17 protein-coding genes and 1 pseudogene are annotated in these 24,555 nt (G+C 41.3%); 8 read left to right on the top strand and 10 right to left on the bottom strand.

The features are described from left to right. Positions 1–22: 22 nt before the first annotated feature. The 6 genes from O0550_RS01610 to O0550_RS01585 form a co-directional block, all read right to left on the bottom strand. On the bottom strand, positions 23–1,492 hold the full coding sequence (locus tag O0550_RS01610) for a PTS mannitol transporter subunit IIBC (RefSeq protein ID WP_003335099.1): 1,470 nt from the start codon (positions 1,490–1,492) through the stop codon (positions 23–25). Positions 1,493–1,970: 478 nt separating this feature from the next. Continuing rightward, positions 1,971–2,711: a pyruvate formate-lyase-activating protein gene (pflA, locus tag O0550_RS01605; protein ID WP_003335101.1), complete on the bottom strand. Its 741-nt coding sequence runs from the start codon at positions 2,709–2,711 to the stop codon at positions 1,971–1,973. A 141-nt stretch (positions 2,712–2,852) separates the two neighbouring features. After that, positions 2,853–5,117 carry a formate C-acetyltransferase gene (gene pflB, locus O0550_RS01600; protein ID WP_003339000.1) on the bottom strand — a complete coding sequence of 755 codons (2,265 nt, stop codon included), beginning with the start codon at positions 5,115–5,117 and terminating at the stop codon, positions 2,853–2,855. Positions 5,118–5,479: 362 nt separating this feature from the next. Further along, positions 5,480–5,806, bottom strand: coding sequence for a nitrite reductase small subunit NirD (gene nirD, locus O0550_RS01595; protein WP_096886568.1), 327 nt, complete (start codon positions 5,804–5,806; stop codon positions 5,480–5,482). Between the two features lie 48 nt (positions 5,807–5,854). After that, positions 5,855–8,290 (bottom strand): nitrite reductase large subunit NirB, encoded by a 2,436-nt coding sequence (gene nirB / locus O0550_RS01590; protein ID WP_258425514.1) that lies wholly within the window; start codon positions 8,288–8,290, stop codon positions 5,855–5,857. A 268-nt stretch (positions 8,291–8,558) separates the two neighbouring features. Beyond that, positions 8,559–9,341, bottom strand: a complete 783-nt coding sequence (locus O0550_RS01585; RefSeq protein WP_003339003.1) for a Cof-type HAD-IIB family hydrolase — start codon at positions 9,339–9,341, stop codon at positions 8,559–8,561. A 143-nt stretch (positions 9,342–9,484) separates the two neighbouring features. Here O0550_RS01585 and yunB point away from each other — a divergent pair, with 143 nt between their 5' ends. Beyond that, entirely contained in the window at positions 9,485–10,189 is a 705-nt protein-coding gene (yunB, locus tag O0550_RS01580) for a sporulation protein YunB (protein ID WP_003335106.1), read from the top strand. 18 nt (positions 10,190–10,207) lie between these two features. Here yunB and O0550_RS01575 read toward each other — a convergent pair whose 3' ends face one another. Further along, the gene (locus tag O0550_RS01575; protein WP_101667572.1) at positions 10,208–10,771 is read right to left on the bottom strand and encodes a DUF402 domain-containing protein; all 564 of its coding nucleotides are present in this window, start codon (positions 10,769–10,771) and stop codon (positions 10,208–10,210) included. Between the two features lie 359 nt (positions 10,772–11,130). Between O0550_RS01575 and O0550_RS01570 the strand changes: the two genes are divergently transcribed. The 7 genes from O0550_RS01570 (at position 11,131) to O0550_RS01540 (ending at position 20,959) form a co-directional block, all read left to right on the top strand. After that, complete coding sequence (locus O0550_RS01570; RefSeq protein ID WP_258425513.1) at positions 11,131–12,912, top strand: flavocytochrome c; 1,782 nt, start codon at positions 11,131–11,133, stop codon at positions 12,910–12,912. Between the two features lie 501 nt (positions 12,913–13,413). Then, complete coding sequence (locus tag O0550_RS01565; RefSeq protein ID WP_258425512.1) at positions 13,414–14,424, top strand: FecCD family ABC transporter permease; 1,011 nt, start codon at positions 13,414–13,416, stop codon at positions 14,422–14,424. Beyond that, positions 14,417–15,475, top strand: coding sequence for a FecCD family ABC transporter permease (locus O0550_RS01560; RefSeq protein WP_003335111.1), 1,059 nt, complete (start codon positions 14,417–14,419; stop codon positions 15,473–15,475). Before O0550_RS01565 ends, O0550_RS01560 begins: the two co-directional genes overlap by 8 nt. A gap of 129 nt (positions 15,476–15,604) precedes the next feature. Continuing rightward, positions 15,605–16,591, top strand: a complete 987-nt coding sequence (locus O0550_RS01555; protein ID WP_003339009.1) for an ABC transporter substrate-binding protein — start codon at positions 15,605–15,607, stop codon at positions 16,589–16,591. Between the two features lie 365 nt (positions 16,592–16,956). Then, complete coding sequence (locus O0550_RS01550; protein WP_258425511.1) at positions 16,957–18,549, top strand: spore germination protein; 1,593 nt, start codon at positions 16,957–16,959, stop codon at positions 18,547–18,549. 21 nt (positions 18,550–18,570) lie between these two features. Continuing rightward, positions 18,571–19,683, top strand: a complete 1,113-nt coding sequence (locus tag O0550_RS01545) for a GerAB/ArcD/ProY family transporter (protein WP_258425510.1) — start codon at positions 18,571–18,573, stop codon at positions 19,681–19,683. Further along, positions 19,658–20,959 carry a Ger(x)C family spore germination protein gene (locus O0550_RS01540; protein ID WP_258425509.1) on the top strand — a complete coding sequence of 434 codons (1,302 nt, stop codon included), beginning with the start codon at positions 19,658–19,660 and terminating at the stop codon, positions 20,957–20,959. Before O0550_RS01545 ends, O0550_RS01540 begins: the two co-directional genes overlap by 26 nt. An 88-nt stretch (positions 20,960–21,047) precedes the next feature. Here the strand turns inward: O0550_RS01540 and O0550_RS01535 are convergent. From O0550_RS01535 to O0550_RS01525, 3 genes and pseudogenes are all read right to left on the bottom strand, one after another. Further along, positions 21,048–21,917: pseudogene (locus O0550_RS01535) on the bottom strand (IS3 family transposase); the annotation flags it as partial. 710 nt (positions 21,918–22,627) lie between these two features. After that, positions 22,628–23,449, bottom strand: a complete 822-nt coding sequence (locus O0550_RS01530) for an arylamine N-acetyltransferase family protein (RefSeq protein WP_003339015.1) — start codon at positions 23,447–23,449, stop codon at positions 22,628–22,630. A 463-nt stretch (positions 23,450–23,912) separates the two neighbouring features. Then, positions 23,913–24,278 carry a hypothetical protein gene (locus tag O0550_RS01525; RefSeq protein ID WP_096886578.1) on the bottom strand — a complete coding sequence of 122 codons (366 nt, stop codon included), beginning with the start codon at positions 24,276–24,278 and terminating at the stop codon, positions 23,913–23,915. Positions 24,279–24,555: the final 277 nt, after the last annotated feature.

Genomic DNA, 24,555 nt, shown 5'->3' with positions numbered 1-24,555 from the left:
TTTCTCATGGATTTCCTATCGATTACTTACTTAGATAGGTGGTTAACTCATCATATTTAGGACTGCTTAGGAAATTATCTACCGAGATATGATGCGCTTGGGGTACCGTTTGTTTAGCACGTTCGGTCAAAGATTTATGTGTAACAACAATGTCTACATTCTTTGGTAAATCATTTATTGCTTTATTTGTTACTTCTACATCAATGCCTGCCTTTTGGAACTTCTTGCGTAAAATAGAAGCACCCATAGCACTTGAACCCATTCCAGCATCACAAGCAAAAATTACTTTTTTCACCTGTTCCTTTGCAGGTAAAGCATTGCTAGTGGCAACTTGGTCTGCCTGATTTTTTACGTTAGCGCTTACAACAGCGCTTTCTTCTTTGTTGTTTTTCATTGCTTTCATTTGTGCAGTTGCTTTGTCTAGTCCATCCTCTTCATCTGATGCAGCCGAAGCTTTTAAGAATACAGATGCAAGTAGGAAAGAAACGATCGTACTAATGACTACCCCGGCTAATACTGGGAATAATCCACCTTTCGGCGCCATAGCAGCTATCGCAAAGATACTACCCGGAGATGCAGTCGCTACTAAACCGGCACCTAACAATTTGAAAACAAATACCCCACTGATGCCACCGCCAATTGCTGCTAGAATTAGCTTTGGCTTCATCAAAATATAAGGGAAATAAATTTCGTGAATCCCGCCTAGGAAGTGAATAATTGCTGCACCCGGAGCGGATTGCTTTGCTGCACCACGCCCTACCAGCCAATAAGCTAGCAGGATTCCAAATCCCGGACCTGGGTTTGCTTCAAGCAAGAAGAATATCGACTTACCGGTTTCTGCCGCTTCTTTTAATCCAATAGGGCCTAAGATTCCATGATTGATTGCATTATTTAAAAATAAAACCTTTGCCGGTTCAATGAAGATACTAACTAGCGGTAAAAGCCCCAGATCAACAATAGCTTGAACGCCTGCCGCTAAAGCATTTGTAAGAGCAGAAACAACAGGACCTACACCTGTGTAGGCAATAATGGCCAAAATCGCTCCAAGAATCCCCGCTGAGAAGTTGTTCACCAGCATCTCGAAACCTGCCCTGATCTTCCCTTCAAATAACCCGTCCACCTTTTTCATAGCGTATCCGCCAAGTGGACCCATGACCATCGCGCCAAGGAACATCGGAATTTCTGCACCAACGATAATGCCCATTGTAGCTATCGCACCGAGTACGCCACCGCGTACATCATAGATCATTTTACCGCCCGTGTAGCCAATCAGTAACGGCAGAAGATAGGTGATCATAGGGCCTACCATTTTACCCAATTCTTCATTAGGAATCCAGCCGGTCGGTATAAACAGAGCAGTGATCAGTCCCCAAGCAATGAAGGCACCGATATTTGGCATGACCATCCCACTTAGAAAACGTCCAAATTTTTGAACCTTTACTCGTAGACCTGTATCTTGAGACTGCTGCGCTGCTACAGATGTCTGATTCATAATCATACTCCTTTCAAACACAAGCTCCATATGAGTAACAATAATGTCTTGTTCATGACTTAATACTAGAATGGTCTCGTTTCTTATTCAATAAAATGAAAATCTAGTTCCGTCATGAAGAATGTTGACAAAAGTTAAATTAATAGCGGAAAAAGGCTTTGTTATAAGGCATTTCCAATCTCCTTATTTGGCACTTTATGTAGATAGGAAAACATGAATCTCTTTTTCGAATATGTGACTGAAGAGGATTAGGAGCAATGTAAGCAGCTACTCAAGTGATTTGGACTAATCAAGCAACAGTAAAAAAGCTTGACCATAAAAAAGGCCAAACCATTTCTTATCTATATCCAAATTCCATTCCTTTCTATCGTAAAAAGGAATGAGAAATAAAAAGATTGCACGCCGAATTATTTGTCACAATAAAATAGCCAAACCCTCCTGAATCCAAAGTGGAGAGTTTGGCTTTATCAACTATCTATTATTTAATGACTTGAAGCTGATTGGTTCTGCCTTTCTCAATTAATTCATAGGCACGTTTAACTTCTTCCTCTGAGGGAGAGCGCTGTCCTTTTAATGGATACGCTTTGCCTAGCTCCTCCCATTTATATATACCCATTTCATGGTAAGGTAGAATTTCTACTTTTTCCACACCTTGTAGGGAGCCGATAAATTCCCCCATTTCAAGCAAATGACTAGCCGAATCCGTAATACCTGGGATCAACACGTGTCGAATCCACATTTTTTTGCCGCGATCAGATAAAAACTTGGCAAATGCTAATGTCCGATCATTTGGTTGGCTGGTAAGCCAGATATGCTTTTCACGATTCATCTGTTTTAGATCAAGAAGGACCAAATCGGTCACTTCCAGTAATTTATCCGCCTTAGCTGTGTCACAGAAGCCTGAGGAATCTAGCGTAGTGTGAAGACCCCATTTTTCTTTAACAGCAGTAAAAACCTCCGTTACAAAAGGAGCTTGTAAGGTCGGCTCTCCACCTGTGACTGTCAGACCACCACCAGAGTTACGATAGTAATTCAGGTAGGGTTCAATTTCAGCCAAGACCTCGTCTACCGTCATCTCTGTTCCACCGCTTGTATCCCATGTATCTGCATTATGGCAAAATTTGCATTTTAAAGCACAGCCTTGCAAAAATAAGACAAATCGAATACCTGGACCGTCTACAGTACCAAATGTTTCAAGGGAGTGAATTCGACCTTTCATGTTGATCAATCCTTTCTACACAACAGCAAGAGAAGGAAAGCTGTTCTAAGTTAGTGTGTTATGCTCCGTCACTTTCCTTCCCTTGCTGTTGTCCGAAGCAGCCAGCTAGCTGCCTCGGAAACAGTCGGGATACATGTAAGCCTAGATTTTGCCATGGAAAGTACGGTTGATAACATCTAATTGCTGTTCACGAGTCAATTTGATGAAGTTAACCGCATAACCGGATACACGAATTGTTAATTGTGGATATTCTTCTGGGCGTTCCATCGCATCCAGCAATTGTTCACGGTCAAATACGTTTACATTTAGGTGATGTCCGCCATCTGGTGTCATGTAACCGTCCATCATCGCAACCATATTAGTAACGCGAGATTCTAGGTCTTTACCCAACGCTTTTGGCACGATTGAGAATGTATTAGAAATACCATCCAAGCTATGCTCATAAGGAAGTTTAGCTACGGAAGACAAGGATGCTAAAGCACCTTTTTTATCGCGTCCATGCATTGGGTTCGCACCCGGTGCAAATGGTTCACCAGCTTGACGTCCATCTGGAGTCGTACCTGTCTTTTTACCATAAACTACGTTGGAGGTGATTGTAAGTACTGACATTGTTGGCAACGCATTACGGTAGGCTTTATGCTTACGAATTTTGTTCATGAAGCGCTCCATGATATCAATTGCGATGGAGTCAACACGATCATCGTTATTACCATATTGAGGATATTCGCCTTCTGTTTCGAAATCGACCGCAATACCTTGTTCATTACGAATCGGTTTTACTTTCGCATACTTGATAGCAGATAAGGAGTCTGCTACTACGGATAAACCAGCGATACCGCAAGCCATCGTACGAAGGATTTCACGATCGTGCAATGCCATTTCAATACGCTCATAAGAGTATTTATCATGCATATAATGAATTACGTTTAATGTATTCATGTATAGCTTAGCGAGCCATTCCATAACATTGTCGAACTTCGCCATGACTTCATCAAAGTCAAGCACTTCGGAAGTAATAGGAGCGAATTGAGGTCCTACCTGTGTGCCTGATTTCTCATCCACACCACCATTAATTGTATAAAGCAGTGCTTTTGCAAGGTTAGCACGTGCGCCAAAGAATTGCATTTGCTTACCAATTCTCATAGCGGATACGCAGCAGGCGATACCATAATCGTCACCAAAGTATGGACGCATCAAATCGTCGTTTTCGTATTGGATAGAGCTTGTTTCAATGGATACTTTTGAGCAGAACTTTTTGAAGTTCTCAGGAAGATCTTTAGACCAAAGAACAGTCAAGTTTGGCTCTGGAGCCGGACCAAGATTATAAAGTGTATGCAAGAAACGGAAAGAGTTTTTCGTTGTACGAGTTTTACCACTTAACGACATCCCAGCGATGGATTCAGTTACCCAAGTTGGGTCGCCGGAGAATAACTCATTGTAATCAGGAGTACGCAAGAATTTAACAATGCGCAGCTTCATGACGAAATGATCAACTAATTCCTGTGCCGCTTCTTCTGTCAATGTACCCTCAGCAAGATCACGCTCAATGTAAGCATCTAAGAATGAGGAAACACGTCCTAAGCTCATTGCGGCTCCATTTTGTTCTTTAATTGCAGCTAGGTAGGAAAAGTATAGCCATTGGAATGCTTCATGTGCGTTCTTAGCAGGCACAGAGATATCAAATCCATGTTCTTTTGCCATCAATTTTAGTTCTTGAAGGGAGCGAATTTGTTCGGCGATTTCTTCCCGTAAACGAATAACATCTTCTGTTAAAGCATCTACTTCTAATTGTTGGAGGTCGCCTTTTTTCTCAGCGATTAGGCGATCAACACCATATAAAGCTACGCGACGGTAGTCACCAATGATGCGGCCGCGACCGTAAGCATCTGGAAGACCTGTGATAATACCTGCACGACGAGCCTTTTTCATTTCTTCTGTATAGGCATCGAATACACCTTGGTTATGGGTTTTGCGAATATCGGTAAACAACTTAATGATTGATTCTGGCACTTCAAAGCCATACGCTTTGCAAGCATCAATCATCATGCGGATTCCACCGAAAGGCTGAAGAGAGCGCTTGAATGGTTCGTCTGTTTGTAAGCCTACAACCTTTTCTTTATCCTTATCCAAATAACCTGGTTTATGGGATGTAATAGTAGAAGGAGTGTTAACATCTACGTCAAGAACCCCACCATTTTCACGTTCTTTTTTTGTTAAGTCAGAGATGATGTCCCATAGTGCTTTTGTATTAGCGGTAGCACCAGCCAAAAATTTATCATCGCCATGGTAAGGAGTGATGTTTTCTTCAATGAAGTCACGAGTATCAATCGTTTTCATCCATTTCCCTGGCTTAAAGCCTCTCCATGCGTGTTCAAATGTTTGCAGGTCTTTCTCTTGAATCGCCATCTTACATACCTCCTCAAGTATTGGCTCGTTGTTCTGTACTCGGCAGCACAACTCTTTACATGAGGTGTCTCTGCCTGTAACGAAGGCCATCTATATGATTAAAAAAGCTATTGAAGGATTTAATGCGTAAAAGAGCTTGTTTCGATTCTGAACAACTGCTCTTTACAGTTTCATCATACAAGAGAGATTGCGCCTCGGTGTGTGAAAAAGATCACATATGCACCTATTTTGTGATATGGTTCACAAATTTGTTTCATTTCATTCATAAAACTGTTTTAACACTAAAAACCGTTGATATATAACACATTTTGGATCATAAAAAAAGAAAAATGATACAGGTTATATACCTGTATCATCAATTTTCACCTGCACTCCATATTAATCGAAACAATATCATCTATTACCTGTAATGGATAGGTTTTGACCTGTCCTGTGTCAGGCGCCTGAACCTGACCGCTTTCTAAGCAAATCTTCCAATCATAGAGAGGATCGTAAACATATTTGCCAGAAACGATCCCTTCTGATAAAGGTCCTCCTCGATACGGACTTTTATCTTCAAGCGCATACATACTCCCATCCGATAATCGAAAGACGCAGACTTGCTCCTCTCCGATCTGTACCACTCTCCCCAGTTGAACAGGGAACTCTTCCACTCGTCCAATCGTTATTGTTTTAGTGAAATCTCCCATGCTGTTTTCCCCCTTTTTTCATGACATTGGTCCATTATCATTTCTGTACTATGACAGGCTTTCCACCTTAATTGGTTCAAACAACTTTGTTCTGGTTTCTTGATCCTGTAGTACTTTTTGCCACGGGTCTTGGACTTGGGCAAGTGCTAATTCGATACGAGCAAATAGCTGCTGACGGTTCTCTACATCCTCGACCACATTTTGATGGATCATTTCTAATCCCATTCGCTCGACCCATTCAGAAGTACGTTCTAAATACTTGCCTGTTTCACGATAGTATTGGATGACTGCTCCGCAAATCTCAATTAATTCTTCATCGTTTTTTACTTTGCACAATAAATCAGCGACACGTGCTTTAATACCTCCATTACCGCCAACATAGATTTCCCATCCGCCATCGTTACCGACAATCCCGATATCCTTTGTGCAGGACTCGGCACAGTTACGCGGACAACCGTTTACCGCCATTTTAAATTTAGCTGGCATATCGAGACGCTCGAATTTTTTCTCCAACGCAATACCCATCCCAATCGAATCAACAGTCCCAAATCGACAGAAACGAGAACCAACGCAGGTTTTCACTGTGCGCAAGGCTTTGGCATAGGCATAACCAGACGGCATATCAAGCTCTGCCCAGACTTTTGGTAGGTCCTCCTTCTGTACACCCACTAGGTCGATTCGCTGTCCACCTGTCATTTTGACCATTTTCACATCATATTTCACAGCAACATCAGCAATCTTTTTCAAATCCTCCGCTGTCGTTACTCCGCCGTACATACGTGGTACTACCGTATAGGTACCGTCTTTATTAATGTTAGCGTTCAAACGTTCATTTACAAAGCGAGAAGCTTTTTCGTCCTGATACGTTGTCGGATGAATCATCCCTAAGTAATAGTTCAATGCAGGACGGCATTTGGAGCAGCCTTCTGGGTTTTTCCATGCTAATACATACATTACTTCTTTAATCGTAGTAAGACCCATCTCTTGTATCTGAGCTACGATTTCATCACGGCTTAACGTAGTACATCCACAAATCCCCTGTTTATTCGCATTGATATCAAAATGATCTCCTAGCACATACTGCAACACTTGTTCCACCATTGGCTTACATCCCCCGCAGGACCGTGCTGCACCTGTGCAGGCTTTTATTTCATCTACCGTTGAGCAGCCTTGTTCCTTTATCGCTGTCACAATACTGCCTTTTGTGACACCGTTACAGCCGCAGATGATCTCTTCATCAGACATCTCAGCTACTAAAGCTGCTTGATTTCCTCCACCACAACAAGCTCCTCCGCCCATTATGGAAGCGTACACCTCGTCCGTCATTTCTGTCTGGGTGTTGACCAGCTTTTGTAAGCGAGCAGACTCACTAACATCGCCGAATAGGATTCCGCCGACAATTTTGTTGTCTCGAATCAGAATCTTCTTATAGATTTTCTTCCAATCATCCTGCATACGTACGATGGTCATATCCGCTTGATCCTGAAATTCGCCCGCTGAAAATACGTCAACTCCAGAAATTTTTAATTTAGTAGATACAACGGAGCCTTCATAGCCCTTCGTCTCTATATCACATAAATGCTTGGCTAATATAGCACCCTGTTCAAATAAAGGAGCTACCAAACCGTAGCAAAGTCCGCGATGCTGGGTACATTCCCCAACCGCATACACATCTGGTGCAGATGTTTGTAGCAAGTCATTTACAACAATCCCTCGTGCTACCTCCATATTACTTGCTTTGGCCACGCTGGTATTCGGTACGATTCCCACTGCCATTACAACAAAATCGACCTCCAATACGCTTCCATCTGCAAAACGCAGTCCCGTGACACGCTCATCTCCAAGTAGCTCTACCGTTTGTTTTTCCATTGCAAATCGGATTCCCTGACGCTCTAGTTCTTCTTTTAGCATGTTTGCTGCTATGTCATCCAGTTGCCGTTCCATCAAAACATTGCCTAAATGCACGACCGTTGCTTCCATCCCCAAATGAACCAAGCCCTTAGCTGCTTCCAAGCCCAACAGACCGCCACCAATCACGGCAGCTTTTTTACAGGTCTTAGCAGCTTCCATCATCTGATTGCAATCCTGAATGTCTCTAAAGCCAATTACTCCTTGTTTGTCCGCACCAGGTATAGGTAAAACAAATGGTTGAGAGCCAGTAGCGATAATAGCTTTATCGTAAGAAAATACCGATCCATTATCCGTGTACACCTTTTTCGCTTCGGTATCAATGTGAGTCACTGCTGTACCTGTTTGTAGATCAATCTGATTATCTTTATACCAGCTATGGTCATTTAACACGATGTCATCAATCGTTTTACTGCCTTCCAGCACATATGAAAGCATAATGCGATTGTAGTTGTGATGCGGTTCGTTTCCTATGATTGTGATATGATACATCCCTTTGTTGTGCTTTAAGATTTGTTCAATAACATTGACGCCAGCCATACCATTTCCAATTAATACGAGACGTTGCTGCTTCATAGACAATCCTCCCAAAATCTTCTATAATTGTTTGTGAAATAATGCACAAAAAGAACTCTACGTGATTCTATATTCGTTGCATAATCTATTTTCACTTCATGTAAAGCACTGATATACCAAGGATTTTACTGCTTCTTTTATCTGTGTACAGACCGAGTATAGTATAGAAAAAGACCAGCAGATGTGTGGAAAATCACAGGTAAAATGACAATTTGTCTAGCGAATTATATAAAGCCGATCGTCCCAAATAAAGACGGTCGGCTTTCCTCTATAACAAGATGTTCAATTCCTTTAAAGCATGGCTAATACCGCCCTCATCTACGTGCTTCGTCACGTAGTTTGCATGTGGAAATACGTCAGGATGCGCATTCCCCATCGCTACTCCCATTCCTACAAATTGAATCATCTCAATGTCATTCTTGCCATCACCAAAGGCTATCGCTTCTGATCGATCTACTGTAAGGTGCTGTAGCAAGGCTTCAATGCCTTTTGCCTTAGAGCCATCCTTTGGCATCACATCCAAGGACACATCATGCCAACGGAAAAAGCGCACGTTTTGAAGCGCATCGTCTTGCTCGTAGACCCCTTCTTCCCCTTCAGCACAATGAAGCCAGCATTGGTAAATCGGCTTGTTGCGGAATACCTCTGCATCCATGCCGGGTGGGTCAAATAGAATAGAAGAAACAGCACGATTCACCATCTCATTTCCCTCATGTGTCGCATAAAAGGAGTCGTCACTCAAATACACAAGTGCATGATTACGTGCCATCACAAGCTGGTACAGTTTCTCAATACTATGAACATCAATAGGAGTAGAATAGACCACTTCTCCTTTGTGCTCTACATAAGCGCCATTAAAGCACACCAGTGTCTCAATTCCTAAATCCTCTGCGAGCTTTCGAACATGAAACGGTGAACGCCCCGTAGCAATAACCGTATGAATCCCGCTATCCCGAAGCTGACGGAGTGCTTTTCGAGTATCCTCTGGAATCTGCTTCTGCTCATTTAACAACGTGCCATCCATATCAAAAAAGATAACCTTATAGGGCATGCGCTTCTCTCCTTTTTCTGACTTACTGCTCATTATAAACGAAATATTCCTACTACATAAGTGAGGTTCTTTGCATGAACCCTTGGCAAGCTGTCATGTTTCTCCCTATTTGTAACATATAGTCTACAGATGGGGTGATCTAGATGGCTATTCGCATGAGACGCCGGCGCATTCGGACGTCAAAAAAGAAAATTTTTTTTATTGCCTTCATTGTCTTTCTTGCAATCATCATCCAGAGTATCGTCTTTCTAGAGCAAAAAATTAAACCTACTTTATTAGTGATCGCCAAGCAGAAATCTGAACAAATTGCCAAAGAGGCCATCGCAGACGCGGTGACCAAAAAGATCGCTCAAATTGATATGAATACAGCCGAAGTTCTAGACATTGAGAAGGATAGCGATAATAAAATACGCGCTATTAATTTTAATTTTCAAGGATATTCAAAAATCATGGGGGAAGCCAATCAACGCATTAAAAACAGATTAAAAGAGTTTGAAAGTGAAAAAATTGAAGCTCGTGTACCTCTTGGATTAGCCTCAGGAAGCTCCTTCTTGTCCGATACGGGGCCTAAATTACCGATCACCTTCAGCCCTGTTGGTTCTGCAAAAACATGGCTTGACCCTAAGCTATCCGAAGCTGGGATTAACATGGTTATGGTAACAATCTATCTGCAAGTAGAAGTTCGCTTACAAGTGATCATACCTTTTGCAACTGATCAAACCATTGTCACAACCTCCATTCCCATTACCAACTCTCTTGTCGTGGGAGAAGTGCCAGACTATCTGTACAACAATCCGCTAGGCAAGCCAGAGGTTCCTAGAATGCAGGTCGAGCCACCAGCTAAATAATACAGAAGGAATCCTCCTTTATTGGGAGGATTCTTTTACCTTCAGGACGATATCTCGCCATTTTGTAGCATGCGTTAGCACCAGCTTTGGTAGGATACATGTATCATTTGCTACCTCTGTGACCAGCCGTTCCATTTCCACTACGGCCAAATCACGCTCCCACTCACTAATCGTGTTGTTTTGGAACGCTTCCTCCAGTTCATCCTCATCCAAAACTTCAGTACTCCCAGAAGGCATCATCGCTAAATCTAGATACAGATCATCATACCAAGGAACAGCATTTTCCCCTATAGCATGCCTAAGAACAATATCAAAATAGAAGTAGACTACCTTACCAGTCTGATCTATCATCGCAGTCATAACATAATGCCGCCCCGCAGGAAAGCATTGTATCCAAACGTATCCATCATCCGCGATACAAATGTCTTGTCCGTTACACGTTACCCAGTATGGTTCCTCCATTTTTGTGAGGACGAGACCAGTAATGCTGCCGTCAAAGTACTCTCCACGTTGGGCCAATGGTATAAAGTGCTTGTCTATCACTGTTGTCCACCCTGTCACATCTGCATATTTCCGTTTCATGAATACGTCTCCTTTATCACCTGTAGCATCATCGTCTCTTCTCATTGTAACAGATGGAAGTTTAGTTGGAATTTTAAGACTTATGGTACAATTCTTCATCGTAAAATTTCGTCAACATAACTTCACAGATTAAACACAATGCTTAAAACACTTGGTATGAAAGCGCTTTAGAAGTACATCGTACATGTACGGGATGGCACTATACGTAATTTGTGATTTTTTTCACTTAAGCTTTTATGAATGGTTATTACAATCATGGTGAACGACCACGAGTATGCTTGCAATCATGCATTTCTGCTTTAGATTTTTTCCTACTCTCCCTTCTCATTACTATACATATATCCAAGGAGGTTTTCGTCTTGAAGGGTTTATCAAGGATTTTTCTGCTTTTCTTAAGTATGGCAATCATAGTAGCTATGGCTGGATGTAGCGGTCAAGGCACCACCCCTGCAAAAGGTGATTCTGTGAAAGCTACCGGTCAAGCTGATGGTAAACATGGCCCAATCAAGGTTGAGGTAACAATAACAAACAACGAGCTTTCAGACATTAAAGTCCTCGAACAAAAAGAAAATGAAGTATTATCCGAGCCCGTATACAAGAAATTGCGAGACCAAATCATTGCAAAAAATAGCACAGAGGTAGATGCAATAAGTGGTTCTACTCTTACAAGTCAAGGCTATATCAATGCTGTAAAGGACGCCGTTGGTAAAGCTGGACTAACCTTAACTGCTAAAGGTTCAGATACATTGGCAACAGTCAAAGAGGAGGCTGTTCAAAATTACGATGTAGTCGTCATTGGCGCAGGTGGTGCAGGCTTCGCGGCTGCTATGGAGGCGAAAAAAGCAGGGGCCTCTGTAGTCCTGCTGGAAAAAATGCCATCCATCGGTGGTAACACATTGATTTCCGGCGCAGAAATGAATGCTGCTAACAACTGGGTACAGGCAAAAAAAGGCATAAAAGATAGCAAGGAATCCCACTACCAAGACACCTTAAAAGGCGGAGACAACGTGGGGGATCCTGCTATGGTGCGTGTGTTGACAGATAATGCAACAAGCGCAGCAGAATGGCTGAGAGATGAAATAAAGGTGGAGTTTTTACCAGATCACCTATTCCAATTCGGCGGTCACTCTGTGCCTCGTGCCCTCATCCCTAAAGGGCACACTGGTGCAGAAGTAGTCACAAAACTAAAAGCAAAAGCGGATCAGCTGCAAATTCCTGTAAAAACGGAAACAAAAGCGGAAGAGTTATTGAAAAATAGCGAAGGCCGTGTCGTTGGCGTTAAAGCAAAAACGGCTACTGGTCAAGAAATTACCTTTAACGCAAATAAGGGTGTTATTGTTGCAACTGGTGGATTCGGTTCCAACGTAGAAATGCGTAAGAAATACAACCCAGTTTTAGATGAAAGCTACATGTCTACCGATACTCCTGGTACAACTGGCGACGGTATCGTGATGAGCGAAAAAATCGGGGCAGCTATCACAAATATGGAGAGTATTCAAACATACCCAATCTGTAATCCTAAGACAGGTGTTATTTCTCTGGTAGCGGATACGCGTTTTGATGGAGCTCTTTTAGTGAACCAAAGTGGTAAACGCTTTGTAGAGGAATTAGAGCGCCGCGATGTGATTTCGAAAGCGATTCTTGCTCAGGAGGGTAAATATGCCTATCAGGTCTGGAATCAAGCTGTAGGTGATATTGGTAAAACAGTAGACGTGCATAAAGATGAATATGACATGCTTGTAAAAGAAGGCTTATTAGTGAAAGCTGATACGTTGGAAGAGGCAGCAAAGCATTTTAACATCCCAATAACAGAGCTTCAAAAAACAATTGACCGTGTCAATGGATTTGCTAAGAATGGTAAAGACCTAGATTTTCATCATCGTGGAAAATTAATCGAAATGACACAAGGCCCTTGGTATATTGAAAAAGCGGTTCCTTCCGTGCATCATACCATGGGTGGATTAGTCATTGACCCTGAGACTCACGTACTGGATACCAACGGAAAAGCAATTGCTGGTCTTTACGCAGCCGGAGAAGTAACCGGCGTGATTCACGGGAAAAATCGTCTAGGTGGTAACGCAATCGCAGACATTTTCGTGTTTGGCCGCATTGCCGGACAGAACGCGGCTGCACAAAAATAATGCAGATTGATTCGCGAATAACATGAGAAACTACGAGCTACCGGAGAATGTTCGGTAGCTTTTTTATACCTTATGAGCCTCTAGGAGAACCCTTTCTACAGGATTATCTTTTTGCTTGTATGCTTGATTTCTGTGAGGTTTTCCATTCCATGTGTGGATAATTACTTTCATAAGAACGCTTTTGACAGGTGTATTGCATCTGTAAAAACTCTTCCTGCTGTTGCTTTGTCCAGCCCCATTCAGCTATCTCTTACTCACGTGTACTAGCATATATCTGAAATAAAAATCCATCATCTGCCTCACTTGTTACCTTGCAAGTAAAAATCATGACACTCACCTCCCGTACACAATAATGCCTTCATGAGCAATTCTTCGACGGCTATCTCATAGAAAAAAGTTTATCCGCATATAATTGATAACGATTTTCATTGACATTATATTCTGATTTTTTTACAATCAAAATGCCAATATGTAATATTTTTCTAGAGAGGGGTCTCTGTCATGTCTTGTTTATTGCAGAGCCGCCGAGCCAAAGTCTGGGCATTATTGACCGGTATCTTGTTGCTGTTAGTCTCTATGCTGATGAGTATCTTGTTCGGCTATCATATGTTTACCTTCCACATGTTGCTCGATATGCTATACCAATTTGATGGTTCAAAGGAACATCTCCTTCTTAGAGATGTTCGATTACCCGCAGCTTTTATTGCAGCCAGTGTAGGGGCTAGTCTAGCCATTGCTGGCGTTTTAATGCAAAATCTAACCAAAAATCCGTTAGCCTCACCTTCTTTATTCGGTATTAATGCTGGTGCAGTACTGTTTATCGTGCTCACTCTATTTTTCTTTGACTTGGATTTAACCCTTACACAGATGGTCTGGATCGCTTTTGTTGGAGCTGGTGTGACTGCCGTGCTGGTTCTGATTCTAGGTACGATGGGCAAGGATGGTTTTTTACCTATCAAAGTAACATTAGCAGGAGCGGCTGCTTCAGTATTTGCTTCCTCATTTACCTCAGGAATTATGCTCATAAATAATGAATCGTTAAATCAAGCCTTATTTTGGCTAGTAGGCTCTGTCACTGGACGAAAAATGGAGCATCTTACCACAGTCTTACCTTATATGGTGATCGGTTGGATTATTGCTCTGTGTCTGTCTCACGCGCTCAATTTAATGGCAATGGGTGATGATATGGCAAAAGGCTTGGGCTTACATACTGCTTTTGCTAAGCTTCTCATCATTCTAGTGGTCATTTTATTAGCAGGTGGCTCTGTTTCCTTAGCTGGTCCAATTGCTTTTGTGGGACTGATTATCCCTCATATCTGCCGCTATATTGTTGGAGTTGATCATAAATGGCTGATTCCATTTAGCGGGCTAATCGGGGCTATTTTATTGGTTTCAGCCGATACTGCCTCTCGATTCTTATTGATGCCAAAAGAGGTTCCCGTTGGCGTAGCCACAGCATTATTAGGCGTCCCATTCCTTATTTATATCGCTAGAAGGAGTAGCTATGAGTAAACCATCTCTTGTGCCTAAATTTATAACCATTCGGAGTAACAAACCAGCCCTCTCCGCTCAGCTTTCTATTCGTGATTTACTTGTATTAGTTATCCTATTTTTGGTACTGATTGTCTGCACACTACTAAGCATTGCCTTTGGCACGACTCGAATTCCTATACCAGATATCCTAGCCACGTTTGTAGGTGGAGATGTAACCAATCGAATCGTCATTTTGGAATTGCGAATGCCAAGAACATTAATGGCTATTTTGATTGGGGCCGCTCTAGGCGTGGCCGGTGCTATTACGCAAGGAGTCTTCCGCAACCCTCTCGCCTCACCCGATTTATTAGGTGTGACAGGAGGAGGCTCAGTGGCAGCCGTAGCCTTTATGACATTTAGCAATGGACAAGCTAGCATCCATTGGCTACCGCTTCTTGCTATTGGCGGCGCCTTTGCAACAGCCTTCATCAACTATTCGTTTGCTTGGAGAGGTGGCGTTTCGCCTTATCGACTTGTATTGATCGGTATTGGAATTTCTACGGCCATGTCCGCTTTAACCACTTTTTTATTAATAAGTGGCCCAGCACATTTAGCTTCTCAGATTCTTGGCTGGTTGACTGGTACCATTTACGGCACATCCATGAAGCATGTCATAGCTATTTTGCCCTGGATCATCTTTTTTGTACCACTCGCTTGGCTACTAGCTCGCAGATTGAACGTGCTGACGCTAGGTGATGGAATCGCAACCGGATTGGGTAATCCTGTGCAGATAACCCGTTTTTTGCTCATTCTTATCAGTGTAGCACTCGCTGGGGCCGCTGTAGGTCTAGCCGGAAATATATCATTTATTGGACTTACTGCACCTCATATTGCTCGGCGCTTAGTCAGTTCGCTTTATGGAGTGTTAATACCAGCCTCTGCTCTATTAGGTGCCATTATTTTGGTGCTAGCTGATCTTGCAGGCAGAATGCTATTCTCTCCTGCCGATATACCTGCTGGAGTCTTTACCGCAATCATTGGGGCACCATTCTTTCTCTATCTACTCTATCGCGGACACGGAAAAAAGTAAGTATATACAATTTATTCTGGAAATTATGTTGACATGTACCATTTATTGTATATAAAATATACTTGATAATGATTATTGTTATCATTTAATTATTTCCAAATTTAAAACAATGAAGGGGAGAATCAATTCATGGTCCAAAAAAAATGGTTTCAGATTCCCGCATTGATGCTACTTTGCATGGTGTTTTCTCTTCTTGTAGCCGGTTGTGGCGGCACAACCAACACTGCAACATCAGCTCCTGCAAAAGCAGAATCAGCAACAGCATCAGGTGATTCTTACACCATAGAACACGCGATGGGCAAAACAGAGATAAAAGGGACCCCGCAACGAGTCGTTATTTTAACCAATGAAGGCACAGAAGCACTTTTAGAACTTGGAGTAAAACCAGTAGGTGCTGTTAATTCAGGTGTTGGCGATGGCTGGTATCCACATATTAAAAGCGAAATGGATGGAGTAACCGAGCTAGGCTATGAATCTCAGCCAAACATTGAGCTAATTGCATCCTTAAAGCCTGATTTAATCATTGGAAACAAGGGCCGTCAGGAGAAAATCTACGATCAATTGAAAAGCATTGCACCTACTGTATTCTCTGACGATTTAGCAGGTCAATGGAAAGAAAACTTCAAGTTATACGCAAAAGCTTTACATAAAGAAGAAGAGGGTAAAAAATCCATGGCTGCTTATGATAAGCACGTGGAAGAGATTAAAGCAAAACTGGGCGATAAAGCTAATATAAAAGTATCCATTGTACGTTTCTTGCCAAATGCAGTACGTATTTATCAAAAAGACACGTTCGCTGGCGTAATGCTCAAGGATTTAGGTGTTGCCCGTCCGGCATCGCAAGATAAAGATAACTTTATGGAAGTCGTTACGAAAGAACGTATTAATGATTTAGACGGCGATGTCATGTTCTTCTTTAACGCAGATTATGATGAGAAAAAAGGCGGAACCAAGAACCAACAAGAATGGATGAACGATCCACTCTTCCAAAGCCTTAATGTAGCGAAGAAAAATACAGCTTTCCAAGTAAACGAAATTATTTGGAACACGTCTGGTGGTATCAAAGCTGCTAATAAAATGCTAGATGAGTTTTTAGGCTTCGTTGAAAAATTGTAGGTTCCATGCGTAAGTAAGCATTTAAAAAGCAAGGAACATATCAAAACTGGGTGAATCCCTGTTGCTCCTAACTAGGAGGACAGTGGAGACACCTTTTTTTATTTATGAAGCTATCGTCATCAAACCGTATAACCGTATATATGACAACCGTACATAGGGTTTTACTGCATCCCGGTTTTCTGATAAGTGGAGCCTATCTAGGAGTATATAAGCGGTCTGGGCACCTTGTCGATTTACATTAAAAGAGGGACTTCCAAGCCAGCCTGCATGTTTTACCTATAAAATACAAATACTTCCTATTGACTACCAGAAAGCTAGGTATCTGACTACTCTTTGGTTTATTACTGCGATACAAGGGGTTAATTATGTCCACTTTTTTTCAGCGCGCAAAACAGATACGACAGAAGCATTTGTCTGCCAAAAACAATTCAAAAGAAAGTGCTCCCTTTTCATCGGATTTATCGCGATCTCTTTGTCAATTACAAGATGTTTTTGGAAAAAGCTTCGATGTCTCCATACGCGAAATCTACCTGAATCAAATACAAAAAAAAGCGGCGATTCTCTATGTAGAGGGAATTATTGATAAACAACAATGGAAGGAGTTTTTATCCCCTTTTACCTCCAATCTAAAAAAGGTAAAGGACCAATCCGCTCAGACAAATGCAGAAGCGACGACAGCTCCTTCCATCGAGCAACTCGTTACTACACTTGCCGTTTGTCGGAAAGTAAAAACGTATGCACGGCCCTCTGATTGTGTAGAGGATATTCTTCGTGGGTATACGGCACTATTAATCGACTCATATGATTGTGCTTTTCTACTGGATACAGCCTATTTTCCCTCACGTTCCATGGAAGAACCGGTCACAGAATCAGTTATTCGGGGACCCAGGATTGGCTTTGTAGAAACCATCGCTGATAACGTTGCCCTATTGCGCCATCGTATACGAAATCCTAAATTAACCTTCCTTTCCCAAGAAATTGGGGAGGTTGCTCCTAAAAAAGTAGTAATCTCCTATATAGAAGGAATTGCAAACCCTGCTTTAGTAGATGAGGTAATACGTCGTGTGAGCAACACTATGATTGATGATCTACAAGAATCCAGCTATATCGAGCATTTGATTGAAGATGATCCTTGGTCGCCGTTTCCATTGATTCAAAGCACGGAACGACCCGATCGTGTGGAGGCTGCTTTATTAGAAGGAAGAGTATCCATTTTAATCGATGGAACACCTTTTACCTTAATTGCTCCCGTTACCTATCCCATGCTGCTGCAATCTCCTGATGACTACTATCAGCTTTGGTATATCGGGTCGATCCTGCGATTTTTACGATTTATTTGTGTGCTAATCTCGTTGTTTCTTCCCTCTCTCTATGTATCACTGGTCTCTTATCATCAAGGGTTGATTCCCATGCGGCTCGCTTTTACGATTGCTGGAACACGAGAAGGTGTACCTTTTCCAACTATCATTGAAGCATTAATCATGGAAATTACTATCGAAATTCTGCGTGAAGCGGGCTTACGCCTCCCTAAACCTTTAGGGCAAACGATTGGAATTGTTGGTGGTTTAGTTATCGGACAATCGGCTGTAGAAGCAGGGATTGTAAGTCCGATTATGGTCGTGGTGGTGGCTCTTACTGCTATCTCATCATTTACTATTCCTCAATATGAAGCAGGGGTTGTCATTCGTTTTTTACGTTTTGGAATGATGCTATCTGCTGCCTTTCTAGGTTTGTATGGGGTCATTTTGTTCTTTATTATTATTACCTCTCATTTGGTAAAGCTCAAGTGCTTCGGTGTCGATTATCTAGCACCTTTAACACCGATCATGACCAAGGATTGGAAAGATTTTATTTTGCGCCTGCCTCAGAAATTGTTAGTGAGGCGCCCTCAAATTTTTCAACCGCTTGATACGAAAAGAATAAAGAAAAAACCTCGGGACAATTCTACAAGGAACTAAACAAAGGAGGTACGAGAAAGAATGTCACTTAATTTCCAGCCTAAATTCTCTGGTCTTGATGTGTCCTCTTTTATTGCATCTATGGTCATTGGAGTATCTATTCTGACTCTACCACGTGTGGCTGTTGAAGCGGTAGGAACAGCGGATGTCTGGATTGATGCACTGGCTGGGGGAATTTTAGCAATGATAGCTGGCTATTTTTGCGCCAAATTAAGCCAACAGTACCCCTCGTATCACTTTTATAGAATAACGCAAATTATCGCAGGAAAATGGGTAAGCTCACTGATAATCCTAATCTACTCCGTCTTTTATTTTTTCTTATGCGTCTATGAAGCGCGGGTACAAGCTGAGGTTATTCGTCATTTTTTGTTAGACCAGACGCCTATTCATGTGACGATCATCTGTTTTTTACTGGCAGGGTTATATTTAGTACTCGGAGGTGCACACCCTATTGTGCGTCTGTTCCTTCTCTTTTTTCCTGTCACGATCCTTATTTTATTTTCTATAACCTTCCTTAATTATCAAAGCTTCCATATTGATAATTTATTGCCAGTTCTACATCACGGCTGGATGCCTTTGCTCCAAGGCTTGCCAGCCACTTCCCCCTCCTACATGGGTTTCGAGGCCATTATGTTTTTGACCTATATGATGAAATCTCCAGCGGATTCCTCGAAAAGTGTAGTCATTGGTCTTGGCTTTGCCACCCTGATCTATACTACAATTACCCTGATGGTAGTAGGAACCCTGACTGCACATGAGGTGAAAACGCTGACTTGGCCCACGATGGAGTTCGTCAAGCAGATCGAATTTCCCGGGGCCTTCTTTGAACACTATGAATTGTTTTTTATGGTCATCTGGGTATTTAGTATTTTTACTACTTTTGTCTTTTGCTTTTATTTGGTAAGTCTAGGTTTAAGTCTGCTTGTACCGATACGGCTACCTTTGCTACAAGTATTGTTGACCCCGCTTATGTATGCATTCGCCATGGTACCGGAAAATTTAGACCAAGCATTTTCTATAGGCACCCAGCTTGGCTACGCTTCAGTAATAACATCTGGTGTCATTCCGATTTTATTATTAACCCTGTCAAAATGGAGGAAACCTGCCAATGCCCAACAAGAAAAACAAACATAATTGGGTGGCATGTGTGCTCACACTCTCTCTAACCCTATTGATATCGGGGTGTTGGGATCGCCAGGAAATTGAAGATTTAGGTATGGTCATTGGAATTGGAATTGATTCTCCCCAGAAGGAAAACCATTCTGAATCACAGCAAAATCAAGAGGAGGACGAGGCTGGTTCATCTGATGATGGCTCTGAATCCTCACAGCAGAAAGATGATTCTAGCCCAGAAACAAAAGTCAAACAAAAAGTCTCCGTTCTCTTAACTCATCAAAATGTGTTGCCTAAGGTTCTGGTTGGCACTGCTAAAGTAACCGGTACCCAGAAGCAAGCTTATTATAATATTTCAGGTGAAGGGAACTCGTTCTTTGAAATAATCCGTAATTTTGCTACCAAAAGCTCCCGACCCCCGTTTTTTCTGCATGTCAAAACGATGGTGATTGGGGAAGCTATCGCTAAAAAATTAAGCCTGAACAAAATGCTAGAGTACTTTTTGCGCGACACAGAATTACGCAGAACTGTACTAGTTGTGGTAGCCAAAGGTCGAGCTATTGAAATACTGAATAAAAAACCACTTAATGAAGCGCTTCCTGCAATCGAAATCCTTAGTATTATAGATAATGTTAGAAAGAGCTTAGATATCGCCACCCCTGCTTCACTTGGGCATATTTCAGAGAATATGACAATGAAAAATAGCTTTATGATTCCTCGCATAGAGCCATTAAACAAGACCATAAAGATATCAGGGGCTGCTCTTATTAAAGGTGACACAGGAAAAATGATCGGATGGTTAGGCGATAAAGAGGTACGCGGTGCCAATCTGCTCATTGGAAGTGGAAAATCGAAATGGGAAAAGCACGCAGGTCTGATTAAAACGAGTATGCCTCCAAATAACAACATGATTATCTATGAAATTCGTACCGTGTCAAGTAAGATAACGCCCAAAGTCCAAAATGGAAAAGTCTCATTTTCTGTACAGATAAATCTGAATGGACGGATTGGCGAGGATTGGTCTCAAACGGAAAATAGCTTTAAGGACAGCTATCTTCAGAAGGCTGGAGAAGCTTTTGAGAAAAAAGTCAAGGAATTAACGAGAAACACGCTTAACAAGCTCCAAAAAAAATGGAAAATAGATGTTTTGGGATTTCACAAGGCCCTATCTGTCCACTATCCAGATGTGTGGGAAAAAATGAAACAGAATTGGGATGATGAATTCAGCAAAATTCCTATTGATGTTCAAGTAAAAGTGCATGTTAGAGAATTTGGGTTAAAAGGCTCAAAACATTAATAGCCTAGACTACATGATAAAAAAACAAAACCCACAGGGTCACGTGGTCAAGCCCCCGTTTTGTAGACAGTAAGAAAAGCCCCGGCCGTTAGGCCGCTAACTGACGCCTAAATTCACTAGGCGTCAGTTTATTTAACTTCAGTTGAAGACGTTCTTCGTTGTAAAAATAAATGTAATTTTCAATTCTCCTTTGAGCATCTTGAAGATCTCGTATATCATAGGGATATAGGGCTTCGGTTTTCAAATGAGAAAAGAAGCTTTCTATCGAGGCATTGTCTAGGCAATTGCCCCGTCGGGACATGCTGATTTGGGCGCCAACCGTAGGCAGCATGTCGTGGTATGCATGGGACGTGTACTGGGAACCTTGGTCGCTGTGAACAATCAAACCAGTCACGTCTTTTTGCATTTCGAATGCTTTCCTAAAAGTCTCTAGAACAAGCTCATTGTCATTTCGAGTACTGATATGATAAGCGATAATCTCATGCGTACATAAATCTTTGATTGCAGAAAGGTAGATACGTTCTTCACCGATGCGATATTGGGTAACGTCAGTTACCCATTTTTGATTAGGCTCTTGAGCGGTAAAATCACGTTTGAGTAAATTATCTGCAATACGTCCATCCGATACTTTTGCTTGATGGGCAGTCATATAGGAACGTTTACGGCGAATGATGGATTTGAGTCCCAGATTTTGCATGATGCGTAATACTTTCTTATGATTAACCCTACAACCAAATTGGCGTAACAGTTCGGCCTGAATTCGGCGATATCCATATATTCCTTTTCTTTGTTCATAGATCGTTCTGATCCGTTTTTTCATCGATTTATCCCTATAAAAGTTTCTAGTATAGAGGTACTTGTAATAGCCACTTCTCGAAACTCCTAACACCTTACAAACCTGAGTAATTGGATATATTGTAGACAAACTCTCCACAATTCGATATTTCTTCCCTCTTCTTCCACGTTGAGCTGATAGAACCTTCGCTTTGCCTTCTGACTCGTCTTTGACTTAACAAATTTCGGCCACCCGTTGTATACGGATTGATAACCTTAACAATCTCATCGGAGTAGCAAACGGCGTTCTTCGAGGATCTCGCCTGTTTCATGATCTACATATCTCTCGTTCATGTCATTTTGCCTCACTACTTCTTTTTAATCACAGGTCCATTTTCCCCTTAGTGGGGTCCCGGTAGTAAAACGCGGAAAACATGCGCTAAGTAAAATTCGACATGAAAAAATCCAATTTTCCTACTCTAAGGAAGTTCGGCTTTGTCATGGTCTCAATGCTTTTATATTTGTCTTCTTGCTTATATCGAAAGAGTATTCTCCAAGAAAATTGATATGTTCCCAGCCCAATGGTGATATATGCTACATTAACTCTTCCTTAAATAGTCCTTTTCTCTTTACTACTGTAGTTGCTTCTGTTAAATAGGAGGCTGTGGAGAAAGTTTTCTCCACAGCCTGGAAAAAGCACTCTTTCGAGTGGTTTTTTGTGATACTGCATAAGAAGTTCTGTTTTCCACTCTCAAAACATATTGCCAATAAAGTATACCAACAGCTTCAATTGGAATTATTTAACAATATGAATAAAATGCAATTTTATTTCAACAAATTTGGCTTTAAAGTGGTAGAGAAATTTTATATGAGTTGATTTAAGCTAGCCACTTTCTAAAGTTTTATCGAGGTATTTATTCGGAATACTTCTGTAAGAATCTGATGATACTCTTCTTCATTTATGGTTCGTTTTCTTTTTTGGCCTTTTTTGGTTTCTGTAAAACTTCGTTTAGTAAGTGAAATATGCCCACCTTCAATTAATTTACTGATAATACACCCTTTGTTAAATGGAGATTCTGGGTGCTCTACAATAATATTTTGTATGACATTTACTTTATTTGTATCTATTTCATCTAATGTAAATGCATATCCAGTGCGCCATGTATTTGTAGGTTCAGAATCAAGGAATTGGGCGCTCTCCCCATTTTCTCCTTTTTTCATTTCTAGTAGGTAGGTTCCTTTTTCAGTATTTTGTTTACGAATACGGTATTTTCCTGTTTGAGATGAGATGACTTCCCCGCTAAATGGGACTGGATATAAAGGAAGATGTGAGGCAAACCCCCCGTCTATAATGTATTTCTGATTATTATAGTTTAAAATAATAATCACATGCCCATCATCAGGTTTCCACTTACCACTCCCTAAATCGTAGACCGTACCAGATACTCGATAGACATCAAATCCACAATCAATTAAAAAATAATATAATAAGGAATTAAGCTCGTAACATAGTCCTCCGCAATGGGTTAATAGTAATTTTTCTTGGACATTTTCTCTAGAAATTTTTCGGATATTCTTGTCCATAACGTCTAAATTTTCATAGGGTAGTACATATCCCATTTGCAAAAGAATTCCATGTAAATCTTCAAAGGTTACATCTTCTTTTGGAGATATCTGTAACCGGGAGAAAAAATTTTTTTGTAATTCGGTTAACATTGTATACCACCTTTCCATTTATAGGTAAATAATCCATTAATTATATGTTACACCTTTAAAATATATAATCAAGTAGGGGTAACATCAGTATTTTGCGCTTTTACATCGTTAAGGATAAGAAGTCTTGTGTATCAAGTTTCCCCAGTTTGTCCCCATAGAGTAAACCCTATTGATACAAGAGTGAAATCTTGAGAACAAAGACTTCATAATGTCTCATATAACTTGTCTCAAATATCTTAACGTTGTTAAAACAGTATATTTATATCGAGGGATAGGCTTATCGTTGTAAATCCGCATTTTCCTGACGCTATCCCTTTAACGTATAGTTGGTTTTGCCCATCATTCGGGTTCCGAAGTCCGTCGGCTGTGGTAGTTTCCTACCAGAAGCCCAACGATGGGCAAAATAAAAAGACGCTTAGTTAAGCGCCTTGAAATTTTTTATATCCTTGAGCTACTGACTGAATTAGATATTTTCCCTTATACGTTTCCGAATATCTGATGCAACATTTGAAGGGTCATCTATCTCAAAAATCACATACTTATACTTCTCATGCCCTTCCAACTCAATTATTAACAGAGGTTCTCTTCTCTCATAGGAGAGAAAGTACCACTCATCTGCGTATTTAAAACTCCCCTCAAAAATATTAAGTGCTGAAAGGGAGGTTCCAGGCATCCGAAGCATCCATTTTGGAGCATCGAAGTAGTCAACATATACACTTTTAATTGTACTATAGGGCATTTTAAGATTGAACTTTACTGCGAAAAATCCAGTCGCTCCTGTTAATTTTAAAATTACACCTTCATCATCAAATAGTACTTCTCGGGCCATACTTTACCCTCCAGTGCTTGTTGTTTATCCGTTGCGTATTTCGGTGGTCCGGGTTATACTTCCCGGACATTGGGCTTAGAATAAGAAAAAACGCTAAGCTAGTCATCTCTGAAGGCTTAGCATATATTTTCGTTAAAATGTTGGCGGGTCCCCTATTATTGCACCAGCAATTAGAAATAGTGGTCATCCAAATTCCATAGCATAAGATAATATTTGTACCATACCATCTTTGGGGATTAAATTTAATTCTATCATCGTACACCTCCTAAAAATAACC

It is taken from the genome of Brevibacillus halotolerans (genome assembly GCF_026891775.1).
Taxonomy (GTDB): domain Bacteria; phylum Bacillota; class Bacilli; order Brevibacillales; family Brevibacillaceae; genus Brevibacillus_B; species Brevibacillus_B halotolerans.
Note: the sequence above shows the minus strand (reverse complement) of the source record. Positions and strands in the feature narration are given on the sequence as shown.